Here is a 23,298-nt window from a genome sequence, read left to right as displayed (position 1 = left end):
CCACCGCGTCGATCGGAGGTCAGCCCTCCGCTAGGCAGACCCGGAGTTCCTGCAGTCCGTGGATGAGCGAGCTGAAGCGCCACTGCACGTCGTCCAGCGAGCCGACGGCACGGAGGTTCGGGAAGCGCTCGACGAGCTGCCGCAGCGCGATCTGCGCCTCCAGGCGGGCCAGTTGCGCGCCCAGGCAGAAGTGGATGCCGTGACCGAACGCCAGGTGCCCGCGAGCGTCGCGGGTGATGTCGAAGCGGTCCGGTTCGGCGAAGCGCTCCGGGTCGTTGCTGCCCGCGGACAGTCCAACCCAGACGATTTCGCCGGCCGGGATCTCCACGCCGCCGTACTCGACGGGCTCGATGGTGTGCCGCAACGTCCCGTGGATTACCGGACCGTCGAAGCGCAGCATCTCCTCGACCGCGTCGGGCACCAAGCCCGGGTCGGCCACCAGCGCCGCCCACTGCTCGGGGTTGCGCAACAGCGCCAGCACCCCGTTCCCGATCAGGTTCACGGTCGTCTCGTGCCCGGCGACCAGCAGCAGGAACACCGTCGCGATCAGCTCCTGCTCGCTGAGCCGGTCCTCGTCATCCCTGGCCTCGATCAGCGCGGTGATCAGGTCGTCGGCCGGTTCGCGTCGCTTGGTCGCGATGAGCTCGACCATGTACGCGGACGCCGACTGCACGGCGTGTTGCAACGCTTGCTCGTCGGAGGCGTCCAGGATGGTGTTGGTCCAGGCCCGGAAGTCGTCCCGACGGCTCTCGTCCACGCCGAGCATCTCGGAGATCACCTGGGTAGGCAACGGGAACGCAAAGGCGTCCAGCAGGTTGACGTCGGACTTGTCGGGGATCGCGTCGAGCAGTGCCGCGCTGATCTGCTCGATGTGCGGGCGCATGCTCTCCACCCGGCGCGCGGTGAATGCCTTGACCACGAGTTTGCGCAGCCGGGTGTGGTCCGGGATGTCCATGTTCAGCATGTGGACGGCCAACTCGGTAGCGAACTCCCCGTGGTCCGCGTCCGGCGGCAGCTTCGCGTTGACCACTTCCTGGGTCCGGATGGCGTTCTTGCCCAACCGGTGGTCGGCCAGCGCGGCGCGGGCGTCGTCGTACCGGGTGATTACCCAGACCTCCATGCCCTGGTGGGTGACCATCCGCTGGACCGGCGTGGTGCTCCGGAGTTGCGCGTTCCGGGTGTGCAGGTGCTGGACGAAATCGTGGTCGAAGACGGGAAGACCGGCCTGGGCCTGGATGTTGGACGACATCGGTTTCCTTCGCGCTCAGCAGCGATGACGAGAACCCTAGTGAACACTTTTCACGTCCTGCTGTCACGTCGCGACCCGGCACCGGTGGCGATTTCCATCGAAATCGCTACGTCAGTGGGCCTCGAAGCAGCCCGCGCCGAGGAGGCCCTTGAGTTCGCCCCGCAGGCCGTTCTCCGTGGACACGAAGTAGTCGCTGGACAGGGCGAGGCGGGTAATGCCGCGGGGGCTCTGCAGCTTCAGGTGCACCGGCGTGGTGCCCGAGTGCGCCCGCAGCGTCCGCTTGAGCTCCGCCACCAGGGTTTGGTCGACCCGGCCCACCGGCACCTTGATCACGAACGCCGGATCGGTGCCCGGGTCGGTCTCCGCCGCCGAAATGTCCACCGGCACCGCATCCGAGGCGAACACGCTGATCGTGCCCTCCCGCTCGTTGATGCGTGGAACCGGCTGGCCGGCGCGAGATACGCCTCGATGCCGATGATCGGTTTGATGCCGGTTTTCTTCGCCTGCTGGTAAAACTCGTCCGCACCGAACATGTTGCCGTGGTCGGTCATGCCCACCGCGGGCATGCCGAGCCGCTCCGCTTCGGCGAATAGCGCCCCGACCTTCGCCGCACCGTCGAGCATCGAGTACTCGGTGTGCACGTGCAGGTGGACGAAGGGGACGACAGGCACGGGGAAGTCCTCCTTCGGCGGCTGTGGGGAGAGGTGTCAGCCTAACTCGCGCCTCCGACGTGATCGGAGATTCCCCCGGCGTTGCGCGAGGTTTCCTGGTGAACACGTGGCTCGGCGAGCAAAAGCGCGTGCCCTTGACGCGACAGCGGGGCGGAGCGGGTAGCGTGGCACGACGTGGCTGGCCCTGATCCCGTGGACGTGCGGCTGTTGAGCGTCGTCGCCGAGATGGGCCGTGCGGCGGTTCCCGAGATCGCCGGCCGGCTCGGCATGGATGTGCGCGACGTCGCAGCGCGTCTTGCTGCCCTGTCCACGACCGGGCTGCCGCTGATCGTCGGCGTCGAGTGCGATGCGCAAGGCATCCGCAATGCGGTCGCCGCGGCGCAGCAATGGGCCGCGCAGAACACGGCAAGCGGTGCCTACCAGGTGTCCGGTCCGGTCAGCGGTGGCTACCCGGTGCAGCACTCCGGCTCCTACCCGCAGCCGTCCGGCGCTTACCCGATGCCCAGCGGTGGCTACCCGGCGCCCGGCTACGGGGGGCCGAGCGGCCCGCAGCCGTTCGTCCCGTCCGGCCCGCCGCCGACGTCCTTCCAGCAGCAACCCGCCAAGCCGGGACCGCAGAACCCGATGAACGTCTGGGGCCCGCCGGGGTCGGCGGCCTGGGCCCGCGGCGACCAGCAGCGGCCGGGCACCCAGCGCGCGCCGCAGCCGGTGCGCACCGGCAAGGTCGGCAGCAAGCTCGACGTCGAGGGCCTGGAGGGTGAGCGGATCACCATCCTGCTCGTCGAGGTCGTGGACCCGGCCGACTTCCTGTTCACCGCGGCGGGTTACGAGCTGCGGGAGGGCGAGCGCGCGGTCGTCGTGCACACCGAGCTGACCAATCGCGGGACCACGCCGTTCGCCTCGCTGCCCGACCTGTACCTGGAGTTGATCGCCAAGGACGGCTCCGCGGTGTCGAAGGCGCCGGTGTCGCTGTCCTCGCGTCCCCCGCACCGCATCGGCGTGCAGCCCGGCGAAACAGCGGGCGGCCACACCGTGTACGTGCTGCCGGAGTCCACGGAGCTCACCACGGTGCGCTGGACGCCCCGGCCCGGCGACGAGCAGCGCACCCTTACCTGGGACATCACCGACCTCTGACCTTCGCGGCCGGTCGTTCCAACGGGCGTGTGCTGTTGCGGTTTGCGCGCTGCTGTGGACACCTGGACACATGACCTCGCATGAGGGTGGTCGCACCAGCGTCGGCGTCCCGCGCGAAACGGAGCCCGGCGAGCGCCGGGTCGCGCTCGTGCCCGGCGTCGTCGAGCGGTTGTGCGCGCAGGGGCTCGACGTGGTCGTCGAGTCCGGTGCCGGGCAGGCCGCGCTGATCCCGGACGACGCGTTCACCAAGGCGGGCGCGCGCATCGGCGATCCGTGGCCGGCCGATGTCGTGGTGAAGGTGGTCCCGCCGACCGAAGCGGAGATCGGCCGGTTGGCGGCCGGGTCGTCGCTGATCGGGTTCCTGGCGCCGTTGACCGACCCGGAGCTCGCCGGGCGGCTGCGCGCCGCCGGGGTGCTGGGCTTCGCGATGGAGTCGGTGCCGCGGATCTCCCGGGCCCAGTCGATGGACGCGCTGTCCTCCCAGGCCAACGTCGCGGGATACCGGGCGGTGCTGCTGGCGGCGACCGAATGCACCCGGTTCTTTCCGATGCTGACCACGGCGGCAGGCACCGTGAAGCCCGCGTCGGTGCTGGTGCTCGGCGTCGGGGTCGCCGGGCTGCAGGCGCTGGCGACCGCGAAGCGGCTCGGTGCCCGCACCACCGGCTACGACGTGCGACCCGAGGTCGCCGATCAGGTGAGTTCGGTGGGGGCGAAGTGGCTGGACCTGGGCATTTCGGCGGTCGGCGAAGGCGGCTACGCCCGGGAGCTGACGGCCGAGGAGCAAGCCGCGCAGACCCAACGGCTCAACTCGGCCATCGCCGGTTTCGACATCGTGATCACCACCGCGCTGGTACCCGGACGACCGGCCCCGAAGCTGGTTCCCGCCGAGGCGGTGCACCACATGCGGCCCGGCAGCGTAATCGTCGACCTGGCCGGCCCGGCGGGCGGAAACTGCGAGCTCAGCGAGCCGGGGCGCACCGTAGTCAGCCACGAGATCACCATCGCCGCCCCGCTGAACCTCCCGGCGACCATGCCGGAACACGCCAGCGAGCTTTACGCCCGCAACGTCCAAGCGCTCCTGGAGCTGATGCTCGTCGACGGCCGCCTCGCCCCCGACTTCACCGACGAGGTCCTGGCCGCCACGTGCATCACCCGACCGGATTGATCTAGCACACGCAGAGAGGAGGAGCGATGTTCCTGGCCAATCTGGCGATCCTGGTGCTGGCGGGATTCGTCGGCTTCGCGGTGATCTCGAAGGTGCCGAACACGCTACACACGCCGCTGATGTCCGGCACCAACGCGATCCACGGCATCGTGCTGCTCGGCGGGGTTCTGGTGCTGGGGTCCGGCGTGTCCACTGTCGGATCGCAGCTGCTGGCGCTGGTGGCCATCGTGTTCGGGACCATCAACGTCGTCGGCGGTTTCCTGGTCACCGACCGGATGCTGGGCATGTTCAAGCGCAAGCCGGGCGCGGCGCGGAAGGGTGCCGACAAGTGATCACGCTGCGGACCGTGCTCTACATCCTGGCGTTCGCGCTGTTCATCTACGGCCTGATGGGACTCACCGGCCCGCGCACGGCGGTGCGGGGCAACGCCATCGCGGCGGCGGGCATGGTGGTCGCCATCGTCGCCACGCTGCTCACCCCGGGCCTGGGCAACTGGGGGCTGATCGCGCTGGGCCTGGTGATCGGCACGGTCATCGGGGTGCCGGCCGCACGGCGGGTGAAGATGACCGCGATGCCGCAGATGGTCGCGCTGTTCAACGGCGTGGGCGGCGGTGCGGTGGCGCTCACCGCGTGGGTGGAGTTCCGGGAGACCACCGGCTTCCGGGCGGAACCCGCCGTCACCACGATCTCGACGCTGTTCGCCGCGATCATAGGGTCAATCTCGTTCTGGGGCTCGCTGGTCGCCTTCGGCAAGCTGCAGGAGATCTTGCCCGGCCGCCCGGTCACCGCCGGTCGGCTGCAGATGCCGCTGAACGTGCTGCTGCTGGGCGGGGCAGTCGCGTGCGCCGTGGCGATCGGGCTGGGCGGCAGCGCCGAATTGCTGCTCGTCGCGGTGCTGGTGCTGGCCGGGCTGGCGGGGATCGCGGTGGTGCTGCCGATCGGCGGCGCCGATATGCCGGTGGTGGTCTCGCTGCTCAACGCGTGCACCGGGCTATCCGCGGCGGCGGCCGGGCTGGCGTTGGGCAACACCGCGATGATCGTGGCGGGCATGCTGGTGGGCGCCTCCGGTTCGATCCTGACCGACCAGATGGCCAAGGCGATGAACCGGTCGATCCCGTCGATCGTCGCCGGCGGGTTCGGCGGCGGCGAAACCGCGGCAGCCGCGGTGACCGGCGGCTCGGTGCGCGCCATCAGCTCGGCGGACGTGGCGATCCAGCTGGCCTACGCCGGACAGGTGATCGTGGTGCCCGGCTACGGCATGGCGGTCGCGCAAGCCCAGCACGCGGTGCAGGACATGGCGAAGTTGTTGGCGGACAAGGGCGTCGGCGTCAACTATGCGATTCACCCCGTGGCGGGCCGGATGCCTGGCCACATGAACGTGCTGCTCGCGGAGGCGGACGTGCCCTACGAGCAGCTCAAGGAGATGGACGAGATCAACGACGAGTTCGCCCGCACCGATGTCGCGCTGGTGATCGGCGCGAACGATGTCACCAACCCAGCGGCCCGCACGGACCCGGGCTCGCCGATCTACGGCATGCCGATCCTCAACGTCGATCAGGCCAAGGCCGTCATCGTCCTGAAGCGCTCGATGCGAGCGGGCTTCGCGGGAGTGGACAACCCGCTTTACACCGACCCCAGGACCGCGATGCTCTTCGGCGACGCCAAGGACACGGTCCGCGAAGTGATCGAAGAACTCAAGGCGCTCTAGTCTTAGGATTTCTTGTCGCGGCGGAAGAGGTCCAGCGGGTTGGCGCGCTTGGGGCGTTCGGGCTTGTTGCGGCTGCGGTATTCCAGCTTCGGCCAGTCGCCCGCATCGCGCTGCGCCCGCTCCGGCTCCGGGGCGCCGAACACCGAGGGCGGTGTCGCGCCGACGTCCTCGGCGCTGATCAAGTCGCGGAGGCTGGTGAAGCCGGCGGGCGTGGTTTCCGCATCGGCGCCGGGGTCGAGCGCCGGCATGCCGCTGGGCGGCGTCGGCGCGTCCGAACCGTCGAACGATCTCGACTCTGCCATCGAACCCCCTTGGTCGTCGCAGGCTTGCCTGCCACCGTACCGGGCTCAGCCGTCCTGCCCGCGCAGCTCATCCAGCGCGTGCTGAAGGTCGTGCGGGTATTCGCTTTCGAAGCTGACCCAGCCTCCGGAGGGATGCTCGAAGGAGAGGCCGCGCGCGTGCAGCCACTGCCTGGTAATGGCCAGCCGCCGGGCCAGCACCGGGTCCGCGCCGTAGGTCAGGTCGCCCACGCAGGGGTGCTTGATCGCCGCGAAATGCACCCGGATTTGGTGCGTGCGACCGGTTTCCAGCTTCACGTCCACCAGCGACGCCGCGCGGAATGCTTCCATCGTCTCGTAATGCGTGATGCTCGGCTTGCCGCCGGTGACGACCGCGAACTTGTAGTCGTGGCGCGGATGCCGGTCGATCGGCGCGTCGATGGTGCCGCGACTCGGGTCCGGGTGCCCCTGCACCACGGCGTGGTACCGCTTGTCCACGGTGCGTTCCTTGAACGCGCGCTTGAGCACCGAATACGCGTGTTCGCTCTTGGCGACGACCATGACTCCCGTGGTGCCCGCGTCCAGCCGGTGCACGACGCCCTGCCGTTCGGAGGCACCGGAGGTCGCGATGCGCACACCCGCGGCGGCGAGCCCGCCGACCACGGTCGGCCCTTCCCAGCCCGGGCTCGGGTGCACCGCGACGCCGATCGGCTTGTCGACGACGACGATGTCGTCGTCCTGGTGCAGGATCTTGAGCCCTTCCACGGGCACCGCGACGACCTGGCGCGGTTGCCCCACGACGGGCAGCATCACCTCCAGCCAGGCCCCGGCGACCAACCGGTCGGACTTGCCTGCGGGATTGCCGTCGACCAGCACGTCACCGGACTCCGCCAGCGAGGCGACGGCGCTGCGGGACAGGCCGAGCAGTTTCGACAGGCCCGCATCCACCCGCATGCCGTCCAGCCCTTCGGGGACCGGCAGCGTTCGAAGGCCGCTCACGACGCCACGGCCTTCTTCTTGCGGTGGACCGTGCCGTCGTAGTCCCGGCCCATCAGCGACAGCAGCACGACCAGGATGCCGCCGCAGACGATGCACGAGTCGGCGACGTTGAACACCGGCCATATCGCGCCGCCCGGAGCGAACACCGATAGGAAGTCGACCACATGCCCCTGCAGGGGGCCGGGAGCGCGGAAGATCCGGTCGACCAGGTTGCCGCAGGCCCCGCCGAGCACCAGGCCGAGGCCGACCGCCCAGCCCGGCGAACGCAGCTTCGGCGCCAGCCAGATGATCACCCCGACCACCGCGATCGCGAGCAGCGCCAGCAGCCAGGTCATGCCGGTGGCCAGGGAGAACGCGGCGCCCGGGTTGCGCAGCACGTCGAGATAGAGCACGCCCCCGAGCAGCCTGACCGGCGCGTGGCCCTCCAGGTTGGCCACCACGGCGATCTTGGTGACGATGTCGATGCCTAGGGCGACGACGGCCACCCCACCCAGCAGGGCGAGCAGCTTCCGGGACCCATCCCGCGGCGACTCGTCGGCCGCCTCGGGCTGCGTCTCAGGGGCTCGTTCCGCGGCGGTCGACCCAGCGTCCGCCTGCTCCGCTGAGGACTGTTCTTGGGGGGACTGCTCGGTGCTCACGAGAGTCATTGTCCCTGAACCGGAACCAAAGCATCGCACCAGTACCCGCTCGGGGTCAGGACAGGAAGTCCGGGGCGGGCCGCGGGTCGCCGACCGGGGTCCAGCGGCCGTCGACCTGCTCGTAATTCCAGCTCGGGCCCTGGGTCACCAGCCACCGCAGGGCGTTGACGAACCGGTCGACTTGCTCGTTGGTCGTGCCCAGCCCGACGCTGACCCGCACCGCCCGATCGGAGTCCGATCCCGCACGCGAGAGCAACCGTCGCGTGGCCACGTGCGCGCAGAACAACCCGTCGCGAACGCCGATGCCGTGCTCCGCGGAAAGCGCAGCGGCCAGCAGGCCGGGGTCCCGACCGTCAACGGTGAAGCTCACCACGCCGACCCGGTCGTGATCGGCGTCGAACAAGCAAAGCTCGCGCAGCCCTGGCACGTCGCGCAGACCGGCCCGCAGCCGATGCAGCAGCGACTCCTCATGCTCGACGACATGCGTCCAGTTCGCCGCGAGCGTCTCGCAGGCCCTGGCCAGCGCGTGCACGCCGACGGTGTTCGGCGAACCGGCCTCGTGCCGCTCCGGCCCGGTGGTCCAGCTGACCGACGCTTCCTGCACCAACCGGGTCGCGCCACCGCCCGCCAGGTACGGCTCGGCGGCGTTGAGCCAGTCCGCACGGCCGACCAGCGCGCCGGCCCCGAAGGGCGCGTACAGCTTGTGCCCCGAGATCGCCACGTAGTCCACGTCAAGCTCGGTGATCCGCACCGGCCGGTGCGGCGCGAGCTGCGCGGCGTCGAGCACGGTGCGAGCCCCGCGGCGGCGCGCCACCCGCGCCAGGTCGGCCACCGGCCACAGTTCCCCAGTGACGTTGGAGGCGCCCGTGATCACCGCGAGCCGTGGCCCTTCCGGGCAGTCGGCCAGCGCGGCGTCCAGTGCGGCGACCGCGCCCGCCGGTGTCTCCGGCGCGGGGAGGCGGCGCACCCGCGGGCCGGTCCAGGGCAGCAGCGCCGCGTGGTGTTCGGTGTCGAAGACCACGACAGACGTGCCGCGCGGCAGCGCCCGGCCCAGCAGGTTCAGGGAATCGGTGGTGTTGCGGGTGAAGATCACCGAATCGGTGCGGCGAGCACCGACGAAGTCCAGCAGCTTGCCCCGCGCCTCCTCGTAGACCCGGGTGCACACCTGGGAGGCGAACCCGGCGCCGCGATGCACGCTCGCGTACCAGGGCAGCAACTCGTTGACCGCCGTCTGCACGGACTCCAGGCAGGGCGCGCTGGCCGCATGATCGAGATTCGCGTAACCGATGCGCCCGCCGGTGACCAGCGGAACCTCCAGCGCGCCGCCGACCACGGCGGGAATCCGGCACTCCACATTGGACTGCGAGGGGATTTCGATGACGGCAGAAGACACGACGCCCTCCTCGGGGGCCTCATCGGACCCGCCCAGGGGGTCCGCGCTTGCCGGATCGCCCTGCACGACCGGCCAGGTCCTCACCCGGGGCACCCCACCGCGGTTGGAGGGTTGCCGGCCAGCAAGCCGGGGCTTGATGCTGGCGCTCATGACCTTCGACTGAACACAGTAGAAAACCGCCCCCACGCCGGGCAACAAGATTCCCGAAACGTGGGAGCGGCGTTGGTCACACCGACAAATGACGAGAGGGCGCTCAGGCCCTGTTTATAAGCGGCGTAAGCCGCTTGCCGTGTGGGACTCAGCTCGCACCGCCTGCCCAAGGGATCCCAAACGGCTCAGACGTCGCCTGGCGAGGACAGCCCCAGCGCCGTGTATTGGGCATACATCAGTCGGGGATCCCGGAGCCCAGGCGGCGTCTGAGGTTCCGCCACCCACACCGCCACGCAAACCACTTTATGATGCACTCGCTAGGCCTTGGTGACAGTGACCTTGATTTCGGTGCCTTCGCCGACGGCGCCGGTGAAGCCGTCGGCCACGTCGCCGGGCTCGACCGCGTTCGCCAGGGTTTCGCCCGCGATGAAGTCGCGGTGCGCGGCGATCGCTTCCTGAACCTCGGCCGGCGCCGACACCGTCACCGTGATCCGGTCGGAGACCTCGAAGCCCGCTTCCTTGCGGGCCTGCTGCACGACACGCACGACGTCGCGAGCCAGGCCCTCGGCCGCCAGCTCCGGGGTCACGTCGGTGTCCAGCACGACCAGGCCCATGCCACCGGGCAGGGCCGAGGCAGCCCCGGGGTCGGTCGAGACCAAGCGCTCGGTGAACTCGCCGTCCTGGAGCTCGATGCCCGCCGCGACCACGGTGCCGCCGGTGCGCTGCCACTCGCCGGACTTCACCGCCTTGATCACCTTCTGCACGTCGCGGCCCAGGCGCGGGCCCGCGGCCCGCGCGTTCACCGCGATCTCGAAGTGGCCGTGCGCGGCGACATCGGTGCTCAGCTCCAGTTCCTTGACGTTGACCTCGTCGCGGATCAGGTCCGCGAACGGGCGCAACGCCTCCGCATCCGGGGTGGCGACCACGAGCTTGGCCAGCGGCAACCGCACCCGCAGCTTGTTGGCCTTGCGCAGCGCCGACGCGGCCGAGCACACCTGGCGCACCTCGTCCATCGCGGTCACCAGAGCCGCGTCCGCGGGCAACTCGTCGACCAGCGGCCAGTCCGCCAAGTGCACCGAGCGGCCGCCGGTCAGCCCGCGCCAGACCGCCTCGGCGGTCAGCGGCAGCAGCGGTGCCACCACCCGGCAGGTCACTTCCAGCACGGTGTGCAGCGTGTTGATGGCATCCCGGTCACCGGCCCAGAACCGGTCGCGGGACCGGCGCACGTACCAGTTCGTCAGCACCTCAAGGAACTCGCGCACGCATCCACAGGCCCCGGCCAGGTCGAAGTAGTCCATTGCGGACTGGACATCGCCGACGAGCTCGTGGGTCTTGGCCAGGATGTAGCGGTCCAGCACATGCTTACTGTCCACTTTGGATTCCCCGGCGACGCCCTCGGCGTTGGCGTAGAGGGCCAGGAAATACCAGGAGTTCCACAGCGGCAGCACCGCCTGCCGCACCGCGTCCCGGATACCGCGCTCGGTGACCACCAGGTCCCCGCCGCGCAGGATCGGGCTGGCCATCAGGAACCAGCGCATCGCGTCCGAGCCGTCGCGGTCGAAGACCTCGTTGACGTCCGGGTAGTTGCGCTTGGACTTCGACATCTTCAGCCCGTCGTCGCCCAGCACGATGCCGTGCGCCACCACGTTGGTGAACGCCGGCCGGTCAAACAGCGCCGTCGCCAGCACGTGCAGCAGGTAGAACCAGCCTCGGGTCTGGCCGTTGTACTCGACGATGAAGTCGCCCGGGTAGTGGTACTCGAACCAGTGCGCGTTCTCGAACGGATAGTGCACCTGGGCGAACGGCATCGAACCCGAGTCGAACCAGCAGTCCAGCACCTCCGGCACCCGGCGCATGGTGGACTTGCCGGTCGGGTCGTCCGGGTTCGGCCGGGTCAGGCCGTCGATCTCCGGGCGGTGCAGGTCCTTCGGCCGCACGCCGAAGTCCCGCTCCAGCTCGTCCAGCGAACCGTAGACGTCGGTGCGCGGGTAGTTCGGATCGTCGGAGACCCACACCGGGATCGGCGACCCCCAGTAGCGGTTGCGGGAGATGTTCCAGTCGCGGGCGTTCTCCAGCCACTTGCCGAACTGGCCGTCCCGGATGTGCCCGGGCGTCCAGTTGATCTGCTGGTTCAGCTCGACCATCCGGTTCTTGAACTGGCTGACCGCCACGAACCAAGACGACACCGCACGCTGGATCAACGCATTGTCGCAGCGCCAGCAGTGCGGGTACGGGTGGTCGTAGGTCTCGTGCCGCAGCAGCAGGCCCTTTTCCTTGAGGTCACGGGGGATCTGCTTGTTGGCCTCGAAGACCTGCAGCCCCTCGTACGGCGGGACCTCGCCGGTGAACTTGCCGTGCGCGTCGACCGGGACCACCGGTTCGATGTTCGCGGCGTCGGTGACGACCTTGTCCTCCTCACCGAAGGCCGGGGCGATGTGCACCAGGCCGGTGCCGTCGTCGGTCGTGACGTAGTCGGCCGGCAGCACCTGGTGCGCGTTTTCCCGGCCCACGAAGAAGTCGAACGGCGGCGCGTACTTGGTGCCGAGCAGTTCCGTCCCCTTGAAGCGGGCGACGACGTGCTCGGCGATGTCGTCGCCGAGTTCCCGCGCGTACGCGCCGAGCCTGGCTTCGGCCAGCACGTAGCGCTCGGCACTGTTGCCCGGCGCGACGAGCACATAGTCGACGTCGGGATGCACGGCGGCGGCCAGGTTCGACGGCAGCGTCCACGGCGTGGTCGTCCACACCAGGGCCAGCGCGCCATCGAAGGCTTTGCCGGGTGCGTCGAGCCGCAGGCCCACGGTCACCGCCGGGTCCTGCCGCTGGCGGTAGACATCGTCCATCCGGGTTTCGGTGTTGGACAGCGGCGTCTCGCATCGCCAGCAGTACCAGAGCACGCGGAAGCCCTCGTAGACCAGACCCTTGTCCCAGAGGGTCTTGAACGCCCACATGACGCTTTCCATGTAATCCAGGTCGAGCGTCTTGTAGTCGTTCTCGAAGTCGACCCACCGGGCCTGCCGCGTGACGTAGTCCTCCCACTCGGCGGTGTAGCGCAGCACCGAGGTCCGGCACGCCTCGTTGAACCCGGCGACCCCCATCTTCTCGATCTCGGACTTGGACGTGATGCCGAGCTGCTTTTCCGCCTCCACCTCGGCGGGCAGCCCGTGACAGTCCCAGCCGAAACGGCGCTCCACCCGGCGACCGCGCATCGTCTGGTAGCGCGGCACCGCGTCCTTGACATAGCCCGTCAGCAGGTGCCCGTAGTGCGGCAGGCCGTTGGCGAACGGCGGGCCGTCGTAGAAGACGAACTCGTTAGAACCGTTGACCCCGGGCTCCCGGGCCTGCACCGAGGCCCGGAATGTCTTGTCATCGGCCCAGAAATCCAGCACCTGGCGCTCGATCTCGGGGAACGCCGGCTGGGCCGCCACGCCGCGCTCACCGGCGTCGCCGAACTGAACCTTGGGATAAGCCATCGCGGATGCGCTCCTCGCGGTGTGTCGTTTCCGCCGCACAATCCGGGGACGACACATCGCGCGCCTGCTCGCGCGTGTTCCGCGGTACCACCCCGATTGCCGCCGACCGGGGTCGGCGACCTCTCGTTGCCGGCTGTGACGGGCCGGACCCGTCCGGTTCTACTGAGGTGCCCTGCCGCTGCTACCGAGCCCGGCAGTGCGCCCGTTCTTCCGGAGGCTCCCCGGTGATGGCCGGATCAACGCCTGGTTGTTCCAGCTTACCGGGTGCCCGCCACCGGAATTCACCGGAGCGCGGAGTCCCGCCGGTGGTCAGATCTGCGGACCTCGGCGGCCAGCGTGGCGTTCGGTGCGCAGTAGGCGCACGGCGTGAAGCCGAGTTCCCGCGCCTCACGTAGCCGCAACGCGATCGTCTTCCGAGCACCGAGCCACTCGCAGGTCCGCACGTGGTAGCGCGGCAGCTCGTCGAGCACCAACACCTCGGCATCCGGATCTGCCGCCGCAGCCGCATTGCTGCGTTCCTCGCCGGGGTCCCTGCCACCGGCCCCCGGCTCGGCCGTCCGCCGCCCGCGCGCCGGGCCAGCCCGAAGTCGCCGCCGATCGGCGACCAGCAACGCCACGCCGAGGGCACTGGCCAGCACCGACAACCACGCCAGGTCCGGTTCGCCGACGAGGACCGCGACGGCCAGAACACCACCGGCCGCCAAGACCAGCAGCAGCACGACCAACAGCACGCGATCTCACGCCCCTCGCCGAACGGTCCGGATACACGTCGGCGGCAACGGGCTCTCCGGCCCGTCGCCGCCGATGCGAACGAACTTGGTCAGCCGGCTTCGGCCGCGCGCGCCCCGAAGCTGTAGCTGGCCTGCTGACCTGACGATCGGCTGCCGCTGCTGTCGGCGGGCGCGGCCGAGCCCCGGTCCTGCAGTTCGCGCAACTGCGACTCCAGGTAGGTCTGCAGTCGAGTGCGGTACTCGCGCTCGAACGTGCGAAGGGTCTCGATCTTCTTTTCGAGAGCGTTCTTCTCCTGGGTGATGTTTCCCATCACCTCGGCATGCTTGCGCTGCGCGTCGCGCTCCAGGCCAGCGGCCTTCTCGCGGGCCTGCCGCTCCAGGGTCTCCGCCCGGGTGCGGGCGTCGTTGAGCATCGTCTCGGCCCGGGTCCGAGACTCGTTGACCATGCTGTCGGACTTCGAGCGCGCTTCGGAAAGCAGCTGCTCGGACTTCGTCCGCGCCTCGGACAACATGCCGTCCGCCTCGGCCTTGGCCTCACCCGTCAGCCGGTCGGCCATCTCCTGCGCGAGGCCCAGCACCTTGGCGGCCTGCACGTGGTGATCACCGCCCGGGGACGTCTGCTCAGTGGCGGTCGGCGCCGGGACCGGGGTAAGCCGGCGGGGTTCCTCCGGTGGGGCGGCGGGGGTCGAGGAAACCGACGCCGCCTGGCTGCGGGCATCGTCCAAGTCGACCTGGGCGGTCTGCAGCTGGGACTCGAGCTGCTCCACCTGGCTACGCAGGTCGTTGTTCTCCTCCACCAGCCGGGCAAGCTCGGCTTCAACCAGGTCGAGGAATGCGTCTACCTCGTCCTCGTTGTAGCCCCGCTTACCGATCGGAGGTTTGCTGAACGCGACGTTATGCACGTCGGCTGGGGTCAAGCCCACAAGATCACCTCACGCACTCCTCGGCTGCGGGTAGCCCGGGTTCCCCGTCACCCGGGCTGCACCAGTCGCATCAGTATGAACACGACCAGCAGCAGCACCATAATCGATAGGTCCAGTCCGACGCCGCCGATCCGGACCGTCGGAATCACCCGACGCACCAACTTTACGGCTGGGTCGGTCACTGTGTAGATGCTCTCCAACGCGATTGCAACCCCCCCGACCGGCCGCCAATCGCGAGCGAACACACGAACGAGTTCGATCACAATACGGCCCGTGAGCAGCAACCAGAAGAAGAACAGAACGTAAAACAGGACGATCTGCACCGGGTTCACGCTTCAACTGTGCCACCACTCACCCGTAGTTGAAAAAGGCACCCTCGGCGAGCCGCCGCTTGTCCTCCGCCGCCACGTCCACGTTCGGCGGTGAGAGCAAGAACACGCGGTTGGTGACCTTCTCGATCGACCCTCGCAGCGCGAACGCCAGACCGGCGGCGAAGTCGACCAGCCGCTTGGCATCGGCCTCCTCCATCTCGGTCAGGTTCATGATCACCGGCGTACCGTCGCGGTACTGCTCGCCGATCGTCCGGGCCTCACTGTAACTGCGCGGGTGCAACGTGGTGATCTTGCTCAGGTTGAACTGGGTGCCGGTGTCGGTGACCGCCCGCAGCCGCGAGACGGATTCCCGAGGTGGGTCGGCGGACAACGTGCTGCGCGCCGGCGGGTCCGGCGTCCACTGCCGACGGGGCCGTGGCGCGGGTTCCCGGTAGTCCTCGACGAAGCTCTCCGGCTCGGCGGCGGCTTCCGCTTGGTAGCCACCGCGGGTACCCACCCGGCGGCGTCCCCCGATCCGGTCAGCTGGGCCGTCGTAAGGGTCTCGGTCGGAGTCGGCGTACCGGTCGCGGTATTCGGAATCGTCGTCGTACTCGTCGACCTCGTCGGCGGGGACCATGCCGAAGTAGGCCTTCAACTTGTGCAAAGCGCTCATCGGCATGCCCTTCCTCTGCGACTCCTTAACACCGAGCACGAGGCGGCCGGCCCTCGACCCCCTGTTCACGGCTACGGCGAGGTTAACCGCCGCCCACCGAGCAACGCGGTTCCGACACGCACCCGGGTCGAGCCGTGGGCAACGGCACTTTCCAGGTCACCGGACATCCCCGCCGACACTTCGACAGCTTCGGGGTGATCTCGGCGCAGCCGCTCGGAGATCACGGAAAGTGTGGCAAATGCCACATCGGGCTCACCACCCAAGGGGGCGACGGCCATCACGCCTCGCAATCGAAGATCACTCGTACGCATGATCATATCGGCGAGGGGCGGCACGTCGTCCGGACGACAACCCCCGCGACCGGTCGCCTCATCCAGGCTGACCTGCAACAACACGTCCAACGGGCGCTGTCGTTCACCCGCGTCGAGGGCGTTGGCGGTGGCCCGGCGCAGCGCCTCGACGAGCCGCTCGCTGTCCACCGACTCGACCACGTCGGCCCACCGGACCACCGCCCGGGCCTTGTTCCGCTGCAACTGGCCGACCATGTGCCAACGCACCGTCGCTTCCGGCCGCAGCGCGGCGAATTCGGCGACCTTCTCGCGCGCTTCCTGCTCCCGGTTTTCGGCGAACTCGGTCATCCCGAGATCGGCCAGCAGGGCCGCGTCCGAGGCTGGGAAGGTCTTGGTCACCGCGAGCAGGTCGACCTCGTCGGGCCGCCGCCCGGCCGCGAGGCACGCCCGGTCGACCCGATCGCGGACCTCGCGCAACGAATCCGCCAGCTCGGCCCGCCGCATTTCCTCGGTCACGCGGTCTCCTCCGGCTCGGCCCAGACGACAGCGGCGAACCGGCCGGTGCGCCCGCGGTCGCGGCGGTGGCTGTAGAGCTCCGGGGACTCCATGGTGCAGCGCGGATCGACGCCGATCTTGGCGATCCCAGCGGCGGCCAACTGCTCCCAGAGCCCCGCGCGCAGGTCGAGCCCGGCCGTGCCCTTGCGGGTCTTGCACGCGCTGCCGGGCAGGTGGCGCTCGACGTCGGCCTGCATCTCGGCGGGCACCTCATAGCACTCGCCGCAGGCCGCCGGGCCGATCAGCGCCTCGATTCGGTCCAGCCGGGCACCGGCGTCCCGCATCGCCTTCAGCGCCGCCACGAGGACGCCGACGCGCGCCCCGACCCGACCGGCGTGAACCGCCGAAACCACACCGGTTTCCGGGTCGCCGAGCAACACCGGCACGCAGTCCGCGCTCAGCGCGATCAACGCCAGGTTCGGCTCAGCGGTCACCAGCGCATCGGCCGCCTCCACCGCGGCGGACTGCGGCCCGTCGACGATGGTCGCGGTGCGTCCGTGGATCTGCTCCATCCACACCAGACGGTTCTCGGGCAGGCCGATGCCCTCGGCGAGCTTGCGCTGGTTCGCCGCCAGGGCCGCGGGGTCGTCGCCGACCCGGCCGCCCAGATTGAAGGAGTCGAACGGCGGCCGGGAACTCCCGCCCTCCCGCGTGGTGATCACGCGCCGAATCCGCACTGCTGCTCAGCCTCCCGCACAAATCGACACCGGAAACGAGCCGTTTCCGGTGTCGATTCTCGCTCATGCGCCGCGCGGGGCGGGGCCGCACACCGCTTCAGCGGCGCATGAAGGGTGGTATGTCGACGTCGTCATCGGTGTCGTCGTTGACCGGGATGGCGCGGTTGGGCAGCGACCCGGAACGACTGGAGGTCGGAGTGCCGCTGTGCGTCGGGTAGCCGCCGCTCGGGCGGCTCGGTACCGAGACGTTCTGCTGGCCGGCCGCGGGACCATCGCTGCCGTACAGGCCGGGCCGCTGGCCGAAGCTGGGCCGCTGCTGGGGCTCGTGCTCCGGGCCGGACTCCGGCTGCGCGGAAGCCACCGGCTGGGCGGACTGCGGCGCGACCGGCTGTTCCGCCTGCGGGGCAGGAGCCGGTGCCGGAGCGGGCTGCGGCGCCGCGGCGGGTCGCGGCGGCTCGGGTCGGATTTCGCCCTCCACCACCTGCGGCGCGGACTTCTCCGCGGCCGGGGCGGGTTCGGCGTCCTCGGTCCGCGAGCCGACCTTGGTCGGGTCGAGCTTCTTGTGGGTCGGCGTGCCCGCGTCGAACCCGGCGGCGATCACGGTCACCCGCACCTCGTCGCCCAGCGAGTCGTCGATGACCGTACCGAAGATGATGTTCGCCTCTGGGTGCGCGGACTCCTGCACCAACGACGCCGACTCGTTGATCTCGAACAGCCCGAGATCGGAGCCGCCGGCGATGGCCAGCAGCACGCCGTGCGCGCCCTCCATCGACGCCTCCAGCAGCGGCGAGTTGATCGCCTTCTGCGCCGCCTGCACCGCCCGGCCCTCGCCGCGCGCCGAGCCAATGCCCATCAACGCGCTGCCCGCGCCGGACATGACGCTCTTGACGTCGGCGAAGTCGAGGTTGATCAGCCCCGGGGTGGTGATCAGGTCGGTGATGCCCTGGACACCGGAGAGCAGCACCTCATCGGCGGACCGGAAGGCATCCATCAGGCTCACCCCGATGTCGCCGAGCTGCAGCAGCCGGTCGTTGGGGATGACGATGAGGGTGTCGCAGCACTCGCGGAGTTCCTTGATGCCCTGTTCGGCCTGGGCCGCGCGGCGCTTGCCCTCGAAGGAGAACGGCCGGGTGACCACGCCGATGGTCAGCGCGCCTAGCTTGCGCGCGATCGACGCGACGACGGGCGCGCCGCCGGTGCCGGTGCCGCCGCCCTCGCCGGCGGTCACGAACACCATGTCGGCGCCCTTGAGGACCTCTTCGATCTCTTCCTTGTGGTCTTCGGCGGCCTTGTGGCCGACCTCCGGCGCGGCACCGGCCCCGAGGCCGCGGGTCAGCTCGCGGCCGATGTCGAGCTTGACGTCGGCATCCGACATCAGCAGGGCCTGCGCGTCGGTGTTCACCGCGATGAACTCGACACCTTTGAGCCCGACCTCGATCATGCGGTTCACGGCATTGACGCCGCCGCCACCGATGCCGACGACCTTGATCACCGCGAGATAGTTGTGCGGGGGCGTCATCGGATCCGCCTTCCTGATCGTGGCTCTGTGCTCTCTGCGTCGACCGCCGGGGCGGTCGCGGTACCGGTCGCCGTCGGCGCGGGTTTCCCCGATCGCTGTCGGCGTGGGATGCGCGGTACTGCCGATCCCGTGCCTGGTCGGGACCGTAGGCATCCAACTGCCTCCGCGTCCAGCAGCCACGCCGCGATCCCCGGCAGGTGTGTTGTGCCGCGCACCTCGTCGCTTCCGTCCCGACCGCGTCCGCCGACGCCCGGCAAATCCGTTCGCCGCAGCAAGCCCAGTCTTGTTCCTCCCCTTGGCGGCGACCACGTCGCGGACGTGATCACCTCCAACACCGTACCCCGAGCCGTGCCCACGCGTTGCGGTAGGCAGTTTCGGACTCGCCCGGAAAAACCCGACCGGAGGTGTCCGGATTCGCTGTCATGGTCGCTCCCCGAGCTATTCGGGAGGAAAGGAAACCAAGGCATGACTGGACAACTGCACGGCAAGGTGGCGCTGGTGGCCGGGGCGACCCGCGGCGCGGGTCGCGGCATCGCCACGGAGCTGGGGGCGGCCGGGGCGACGGTCTACGGCACCGGGCGCAGCACTCGCGCGCAGCGCTCGGATTACGACCGGCCGGAGACCATTGAGGACACCGCGGACCTGGTGACCCGGGCGGGTGGCCGGGGCATCGCGGTCCGGGTCGACCACACCGAGCCGGACCAGGTCCGCGAGCTGGTTCAGCGGATCGAGTCGGAACAGGGGCGGCTGGACATCCTGGTCAACGACCTCGGCGGCGAGCACCTGATGGACTGGCACAAGCCGATTTGGGAACAGGACCTGCACAAGGGCCTGCAACGGCTGCGGGTCGGCATCGAGGCGCACCTGATCACCAGTCATTTCGCCCTGGCGCTGCTCATCAAGCGGCCCGGCGGGCTGGTCGTGGAACTCACCGACGGCACGGCGGAGGTGCACGAGCGGTACTACCGCAGCGAAGGCGGTGTGTTCTTCGACATCGTCAAGGTCGCGGCACACCGCCTCGCGCGGGCGCAGGGCGAGGAATTGAAGCAGCACGGCGGCACGGCGGTATCGCTGACGCCGGGCTGGCTGCGGTCGGAGATGATGCTCGAACTTTTCGGCGTCACCGAGGCGAACTGGCGGGAGTCCACCACGGCCCCGGTAGGCTTCGGCATCTCGGAGTCACCGCAGTTCGTCGGCCGCGCGGTGGTCGCGCTGGCTACGGACCCGGAACTGGCCCGGTGGAACGAGGAGTCGCTGTCCAGCGGCCAACTGGCGAAGGTCTACGGCTTCACCGACGTCGACGGCTCCCAACCCGACGCCTGGCGCTACATCCAAGAAGTCGAGTGGCGTGGCAAGCGCGGAAACCCCGCCGACTACCGCTGACGATCAGGCGCACCCAGGTCCGCTCGGGGTGCGCCTCACCCATCACTGTAAAGACCGGCTAGCCGGGTGGCGGCGTGGGCCAGGCGGTGCCGGAGGCCGGGCGGATCGAGGACTTCTGCTTCCGGGCCCAGCCTGAGGATCTGGTCGTAGGCGACGTCGAGGGATTCCACCGGCAGGGTCGTGGTGACCCAGCCTTGCGCGTCCGGCCCGCTCGCGGCGGCTTCGGCTTCCCGGACTGCCGTGCCCTCGGTGGTGGCGCGGAGTTTGCGCAGGCCCGCCGGGCTGATCCGGATTCCGACGCGTTCGGTCAGCAGGCAACGGGCGAACTCGTCGGCCTTCGCCTCCCAGAAGGTGGGGAGGTCGAATGCCTCGTCGCGGGCGAAGGCTTCGTCGCTGATTTCGACCTGGCGGAAGCGGTCGACGCGGTAGGTCAGGAACCGCTGCCCGTAGCGGGCGGCTAGGTACCAGACGCCGGCCTTGAGTACCAGTCCGTACGGCTGGAGTTCGCGCCGCACTTCCCGGTCGCCGCGCCGGTACTGGGCGACGACCTTGTGGTCGCGCCACACCGCGCGGCTCAATTCCGGCAGCACGGCAGGGGTTTCGGCCTCCCGGAACCAGCGGGGCGCATCCAGGTGGAAACGCTGCGCCACCCGCTGCGGCGCATCGCGGAACGGCGGGGCCAATGCGGCCGACGCCTTGAGCCGCGCGGCAGCGACGGCCTCCCCGAGCCCCATGTCGCACGCCGGGCCCGGCACGCCGGCAAGGAACAGCGCCTCGGCTTCGGCTTGGTGCAGCCCGGTGAGCTTCGCCCGGTAGCCGCCGAGCAGCCGGTAGCCACCGGCCCTCCCGCGCTCGGCGTACACCGGCACCCCGGCCGCAGCCAGCGCGAGCACGTCCCGGGCCACCGTCCGCTCGGAAACCTCCAGTTCCCGGGCGAGTTCCGGCCCGGTCATGACCTCCCGGACCTGCAACAGGCACAACAACGAAACCAACCGCGAAGCCCGCACGCCCCGAGCCTACGGCGAACCGCCGACAATCCTTAGAGGCTGTTGGGTATGTGAGTGATTACGCTGCGAGATGGGTCTCCACGGTGAGTCGGCGGGCGGCTTCGCGTTCGGTGGTGTTGGACCACTGGACGGTCTGGCCGGCCAGCCGGGTGGCCATGAGGCGGATCATCGCGAGCTTGATCATGGTTTCGGAGTTGACGGTCCGGCGTTCGTAGTCTCGTGCGAGGCGGCGATGACGGATCAGCCACCCAAAAGTTCGTTCGACCACCCACCTGCGCGGTAGCACCTGGAACCCCTTGACATCGTCGCTGCGTTTGACGATTTCCAGTACCAGTCCGAGTTTTTCCTTCGCCCAGGCCAGTAGGCCGTTGACGATGGAGTTGGCGTATCCGCCATCGGCCCAGACCAGCGCGATCGAGGGGAACCGGGCGGCCAGGCGTTGCAGGATCTCCCGCCCGCCGACGCGGTCCTGGACCGACGCGGAGGTGACCATGACGACCAGCAGCAGGCCGAGGGTGTCCACGATCAGGTGCCGTTTGCGGCCTGTCGTTTTCTTGCCCATATCGAACCCGCGCGCTTGGCCGCCCTCACTGCTTTTGATGGACTGGGCATCGAGCACCGCCGCCGACGGGTCCGCCTGGCGCCCGGCCTGGATACGGACCTGATCGCGCAGCGCGTCGTGAACACGGTCGATGGTGCCGTCAGCCGCCCAGGTCCGAAACCAGCGGTAGGCGGCGTCCCAGGGCAGCAGATCGCGGGGAATCATCCGCCACTGACAGCCCGAGCGCAGCACGAAGAAGACCGCGTCCAGCACCAGACGATCGCCGTATCTCCTTGCGGCACCGCCCTTTCGGCGGTCTCGTACCGGCATCAACGGTTCCAGGACCGCCCACACCTCATCGGTCAGACTGGACGGATAACATGAGCGGCGATCATCCCCGCCGGTATCGCAGTTGCACACACAACCAGATGACGGCGGGGATGATCTTTTGGTCTTCCCGACACGCCAACCATGATCAACATCACGTGGCGCTACGTGCCCACCCGGTTACCCAACAGTCTCTTAGGCGAAACGGGGTGGGCCGCCTTCGAGGGCGCGGCGGGTGGCGTCCTCGTCGAGGAGGAAGTCCGGGCGTTGCGGGTCTTCGTCGTAGTAGCGGTGGAAGACCGGGGTCTGCGAGCCCGACATCGGCGGCACGATCCAGGACCAGTCCACCGGGCACTTGCGGCCCGCCGCCTCCTCCTTGGCCAGATGCGTCAGGAAGCGCTGCGACTCCGTGTGGTGGTCGGTGATCGTCACCCCGGCCTCTCGGTAGGAGTGCAGCACCGCCCGGTTGAGCTCGACCAGCGCGCGATCCCGCCACAGGGTGTCCTCGCGCGAAATGTCCAGGCCCAACCGCTTGGCGACCACCGGGACAAGGTTGTAGCGCTCGGAGTCGCCGAAGTTGCGGGCGCCGATCTCGGTGCCCATGTACCAGCCGTTGAACGGCGCCGCCGGATACGACACCCCGCCGATGCTAAGCCGCATGTTGCTGATCAGCGGGACCGCATGCCAGCGCAGCCCGAGCTCGGCGAACCAGGGCAACTCGGGGTGGCTCAGCGGGACCTCTTTGATCGTCTCCGCCGGCAGGGCGAACATGTGCGGGCCCTCCTCGGCGGTCTCCACCACCAGCGGGAGCACGTCGAAGGAGGTGCGCTGGGCCGGCGGCCACCAGCCGAAGGTGGTCAGCGCTTCGGTGAAGCGCACGTAGCGAGGGTCACCGAGCACCGTGCCGTCACGGTGCTTGTACCCGGCGTAACGGATGAGCTGTTCGTTCCAGATCCGCGGTGCCGGGCACTGCGGGGTCTCCGGCGGGAACACGCTGATCACCGGGCGGATCTTGCCGTCGTTGGTGGCCATCCGCAGGTGTTGCACGCAGTGCGCCGCGACGCCGGAGACGGTGTGCACGTCCCGCAGGTCGCGTACCTTCAGGCTCCGCCAGTACAACCGGCCGATGCAGCGGGCGCTGTTGCGCCACGCCACCTGCGCGCCGAAGGTCAGTTCCGCCGGCGTGTGCCGGTAGGTGCCGACCGTGTCGATCTCGTAGCGCATCCGGTCCAGCCGCTGCTGCAACGACCCGCAGTCGCGGTTTTCCGCGTGGAACAGCCGCAAGAACTCTTCGGCCTCCGCCACGTCCACCGGCCGCGCGGAGCGATCGGACGACCGCCGCACCACGCGCAACCGCTTGGTCGGCTGCGATGCGGTCACGCTCCCGCCGAACACCGACTCCGGCACGTCGCCGCTAACCTTGAACACTTGCCTACGGTAGCGTCGAGGAAGACGATCTTGGTCGGGACCGGGGGTTTCCCGATTTTGCCTAAAATTGGGCAATTC

21 protein-coding genes, 2 pseudogenes and 1 riboswitch are annotated in these 23,298 nt (G+C 69.4%); of the genes and pseudogenes, 5 read left to right on the top strand and 18 right to left on the bottom strand.

Features of this window, described 5'->3' with window-relative positions; genetic code table 11:
* Positions 1-19 precede the first annotated feature (19 nt).
* The 3 genes and pseudogenes from BJ970_RS16130 to BJ970_RS16120 all read right to left on the bottom strand — a co-directional run.
* Complete coding sequence (locus tag BJ970_RS16130; protein ID WP_184727020.1) at positions 20-1,249, bottom strand: cytochrome P450 family protein; 1,230 nt, start codon at positions 1,247-1,249, stop codon at positions 20-22.
* A gap of 111 nt (positions 1,250-1,360) precedes the next feature.
* Positions 1,361-1,684: pseudogene (locus tag BJ970_RS16125) on the bottom strand (DNA polymerase III subunit alpha); the annotation flags it as partial.
* Positions 1,684-1,872, bottom strand: a pseudogene (locus BJ970_RS16120) (PHP domain-containing protein); the annotation flags it as partial. The pseudogenes BJ970_RS16120 and BJ970_RS16125, both read right to left, overlap by 1 nt.
* Positions 1,873-2,094: 222 nt before the next feature.
* Between BJ970_RS16120 and BJ970_RS16115 the strand changes: the two are divergent.
* The 4 genes from BJ970_RS16115 to BJ970_RS16100 all read left to right on the top strand — a co-directional run bounded on the left by BJ970_RS16115 (position 2,095) and on the right by BJ970_RS16100 (position 5,927).
* Complete coding sequence (locus BJ970_RS16115; protein WP_184727019.1) at positions 2,095-3,054, top strand: Lrp/AsnC family transcriptional regulator; 960 nt, start codon at positions 2,095-2,097, stop codon at positions 3,052-3,054.
* 70 nt (positions 3,055-3,124) lie between these two features.
* Entirely contained in the window at positions 3,125-4,219 is a 1,095-nt protein-coding gene (locus BJ970_RS16110; RefSeq protein WP_184727018.1) for a Re/Si-specific NAD(P)(+) transhydrogenase subunit alpha, read from the top strand.
* A gap of 26 nt (positions 4,220-4,245) precedes the next feature.
* On the top strand, positions 4,246-4,551 hold the full coding sequence (locus BJ970_RS16105) for an NAD(P) transhydrogenase subunit alpha part 2 (protein WP_184727017.1): 306 nt from the start codon (positions 4,246-4,248) through the stop codon (positions 4,549-4,551).
* Positions 4,548-5,927 carry an NAD(P)(+) transhydrogenase (Re/Si-specific) subunit beta gene (locus BJ970_RS16100; RefSeq protein ID WP_184727016.1) on the top strand — a complete coding sequence of 460 codons (1,380 nt, stop codon included), beginning with the start codon at positions 4,548-4,550 and terminating at the stop codon, positions 5,925-5,927. The genes BJ970_RS16105 and BJ970_RS16100 overlap by 4 nt, the downstream gene beginning before the upstream one ends.
* A 2-nt stretch (positions 5,928-5,929) precedes the next feature.
* Here BJ970_RS16100 and BJ970_RS16095 read toward each other — a convergent pair whose 3' ends face one another.
* From BJ970_RS16095 to ftsZ, 12 genes are all read right to left on the bottom strand, one after another.
* Positions 5,930-6,229 carry a hypothetical protein gene (locus tag BJ970_RS16095; RefSeq protein ID WP_184727015.1) on the bottom strand — a complete coding sequence of 100 codons (300 nt, stop codon included), beginning with the start codon at positions 6,227-6,229 and terminating at the stop codon, positions 5,930-5,932.
* A 45-nt stretch (positions 6,230-6,274) separates the two neighbouring features.
* The gene (locus tag BJ970_RS16090) at positions 6,275-7,159 is read right to left on the bottom strand and encodes an RluA family pseudouridine synthase (RefSeq protein WP_184729140.1); all 885 of its coding nucleotides are present in this window, start codon (positions 7,157-7,159) and stop codon (positions 6,275-6,277) included.
* A 41-nt stretch (positions 7,160-7,200) separates the two neighbouring features.
* Positions 7,201-7,851: a signal peptidase II gene (lspA, locus tag BJ970_RS16085; protein WP_184727014.1), complete on the bottom strand. Its 651-nt coding sequence runs from the start codon at positions 7,849-7,851 to the stop codon at positions 7,201-7,203.
* 46 nt (positions 7,852-7,897) lie between these two features.
* Complete coding sequence (locus BJ970_RS16080) at positions 7,898-9,235, bottom strand: aminotransferase class V-fold PLP-dependent enzyme (RefSeq protein ID WP_184727013.1); 1,338 nt, start codon at positions 9,233-9,235, stop codon at positions 7,898-7,900.
* A 38-nt stretch (positions 9,236-9,273) separates the two neighbouring features.
* Positions 9,274-9,389, bottom strand: a riboswitch (SAM riboswitch).
* Between the two features lie 313 nt (positions 9,390-9,702).
* Entirely contained in the window at positions 9,703-12,855 is a 3,153-nt protein-coding gene (ileS, locus tag BJ970_RS16075) for an isoleucine--tRNA ligase (RefSeq protein ID WP_184727012.1), read from the bottom strand.
* A 281-nt stretch (positions 12,856-13,136) separates the two neighbouring features.
* Positions 13,137-13,586, bottom strand: coding sequence for a hypothetical protein (locus BJ970_RS16070; RefSeq protein WP_184727011.1), 450 nt, complete (start codon positions 13,584-13,586; stop codon positions 13,137-13,139).
* Between the two features lie 89 nt (positions 13,587-13,675).
* The gene (gene wag31, locus BJ970_RS16065) at positions 13,676-14,509 is read right to left on the bottom strand and encodes a DivIVA-like cell division protein Wag31 (protein WP_184727010.1); all 834 of its coding nucleotides are present in this window, start codon (positions 14,507-14,509) and stop codon (positions 13,676-13,678) included.
* A gap of 47 nt (positions 14,510-14,556) precedes the next feature.
* Positions 14,557-14,841: a YggT family protein gene (locus BJ970_RS16060; RefSeq protein ID WP_184727009.1), complete on the bottom strand. Its 285-nt coding sequence runs from the start codon at positions 14,839-14,841 to the stop codon at positions 14,557-14,559.
* 19 nt (positions 14,842-14,860) lie between these two features.
* Positions 14,861-15,493 carry a cell division protein SepF gene (locus BJ970_RS16055; RefSeq protein ID WP_184727008.1) on the bottom strand — a complete coding sequence of 211 codons (633 nt, stop codon included), beginning with the start codon at positions 15,491-15,493 and terminating at the stop codon, positions 14,861-14,863.
* 71 nt (positions 15,494-15,564) lie between these two features.
* On the bottom strand, positions 15,565-16,287 hold the full coding sequence (locus BJ970_RS16050) for a YggS family pyridoxal phosphate-dependent enzyme (protein ID WP_184729139.1): 723 nt from the start codon (positions 16,285-16,287) through the stop codon (positions 15,565-15,567).
* Between the two features lie 8 nt (positions 16,288-16,295).
* The gene (pgeF, locus tag BJ970_RS16045; RefSeq protein WP_184727007.1) at positions 16,296-17,015 is read right to left on the bottom strand and encodes a peptidoglycan editing factor PgeF; all 720 of its coding nucleotides are present in this window, start codon (positions 17,013-17,015) and stop codon (positions 16,296-16,298) included.
* A gap of 97 nt (positions 17,016-17,112) precedes the next feature.
* Positions 17,113-18,534: a cell division protein FtsZ gene (gene ftsZ / locus BJ970_RS16040; protein WP_184729138.1), complete on the bottom strand. Its 1,422-nt coding sequence runs from the start codon at positions 18,532-18,534 to the stop codon at positions 17,113-17,115.
* Positions 18,535-18,999: 465 nt separating this feature from the next.
* On the opposite strand from ftsZ, the gene BJ970_RS16035 reads away from it, so the two are divergent.
* Positions 19,000-19,917, top strand: a complete 918-nt coding sequence (locus tag BJ970_RS16035; RefSeq protein WP_184727006.1) for an SDR family oxidoreductase — start codon at positions 19,000-19,002, stop codon at positions 19,915-19,917.
* 35 nt (positions 19,918-19,952) lie between these two features.
* On the opposite strand, the gene BJ970_RS16030 is transcribed toward BJ970_RS16035, so the two are convergent.
* The 3 genes from BJ970_RS16030 to BJ970_RS16020 all read right to left on the bottom strand — a co-directional run bounded on the left by BJ970_RS16030 (position 19,953) and on the right by BJ970_RS16020 (position 23,145).
* On the bottom strand, positions 19,953-20,924 hold the full coding sequence (locus BJ970_RS16030) for a helix-turn-helix transcriptional regulator (protein ID WP_184727005.1): 972 nt from the start codon (positions 20,922-20,924) through the stop codon (positions 19,953-19,955).
* Positions 20,925-20,982: 58 nt separating this feature from the next.
* Positions 20,983-21,885, bottom strand: coding sequence for an IS5 family transposase (locus BJ970_RS16025; protein ID WP_312864098.1), 903 nt, complete (start codon positions 21,883-21,885; stop codon positions 20,983-20,985).
* Between the two features lie 102 nt (positions 21,886-21,987).
* Positions 21,988-23,145, bottom strand: a complete 1,158-nt coding sequence (locus BJ970_RS16020) for a nitric oxide synthase oxygenase (RefSeq protein ID WP_221467990.1) — start codon at positions 23,143-23,145, stop codon at positions 21,988-21,990.
* Between the last annotated feature and the right edge of the window lie 153 nt (positions 23,146-23,298).

It is taken from the genome of Saccharopolyspora phatthalungensis (assembly GCF_014203395.1).
In the GTDB taxonomy this organism is placed as follows: Bacteria; Actinomycetota; Actinomycetes; order Mycobacteriales; family Pseudonocardiaceae; genus Saccharopolyspora; species Saccharopolyspora phatthalungensis.
Note: the sequence above shows the minus strand (reverse complement) of the source record. Positions and strands in the feature narration are given on the sequence as shown.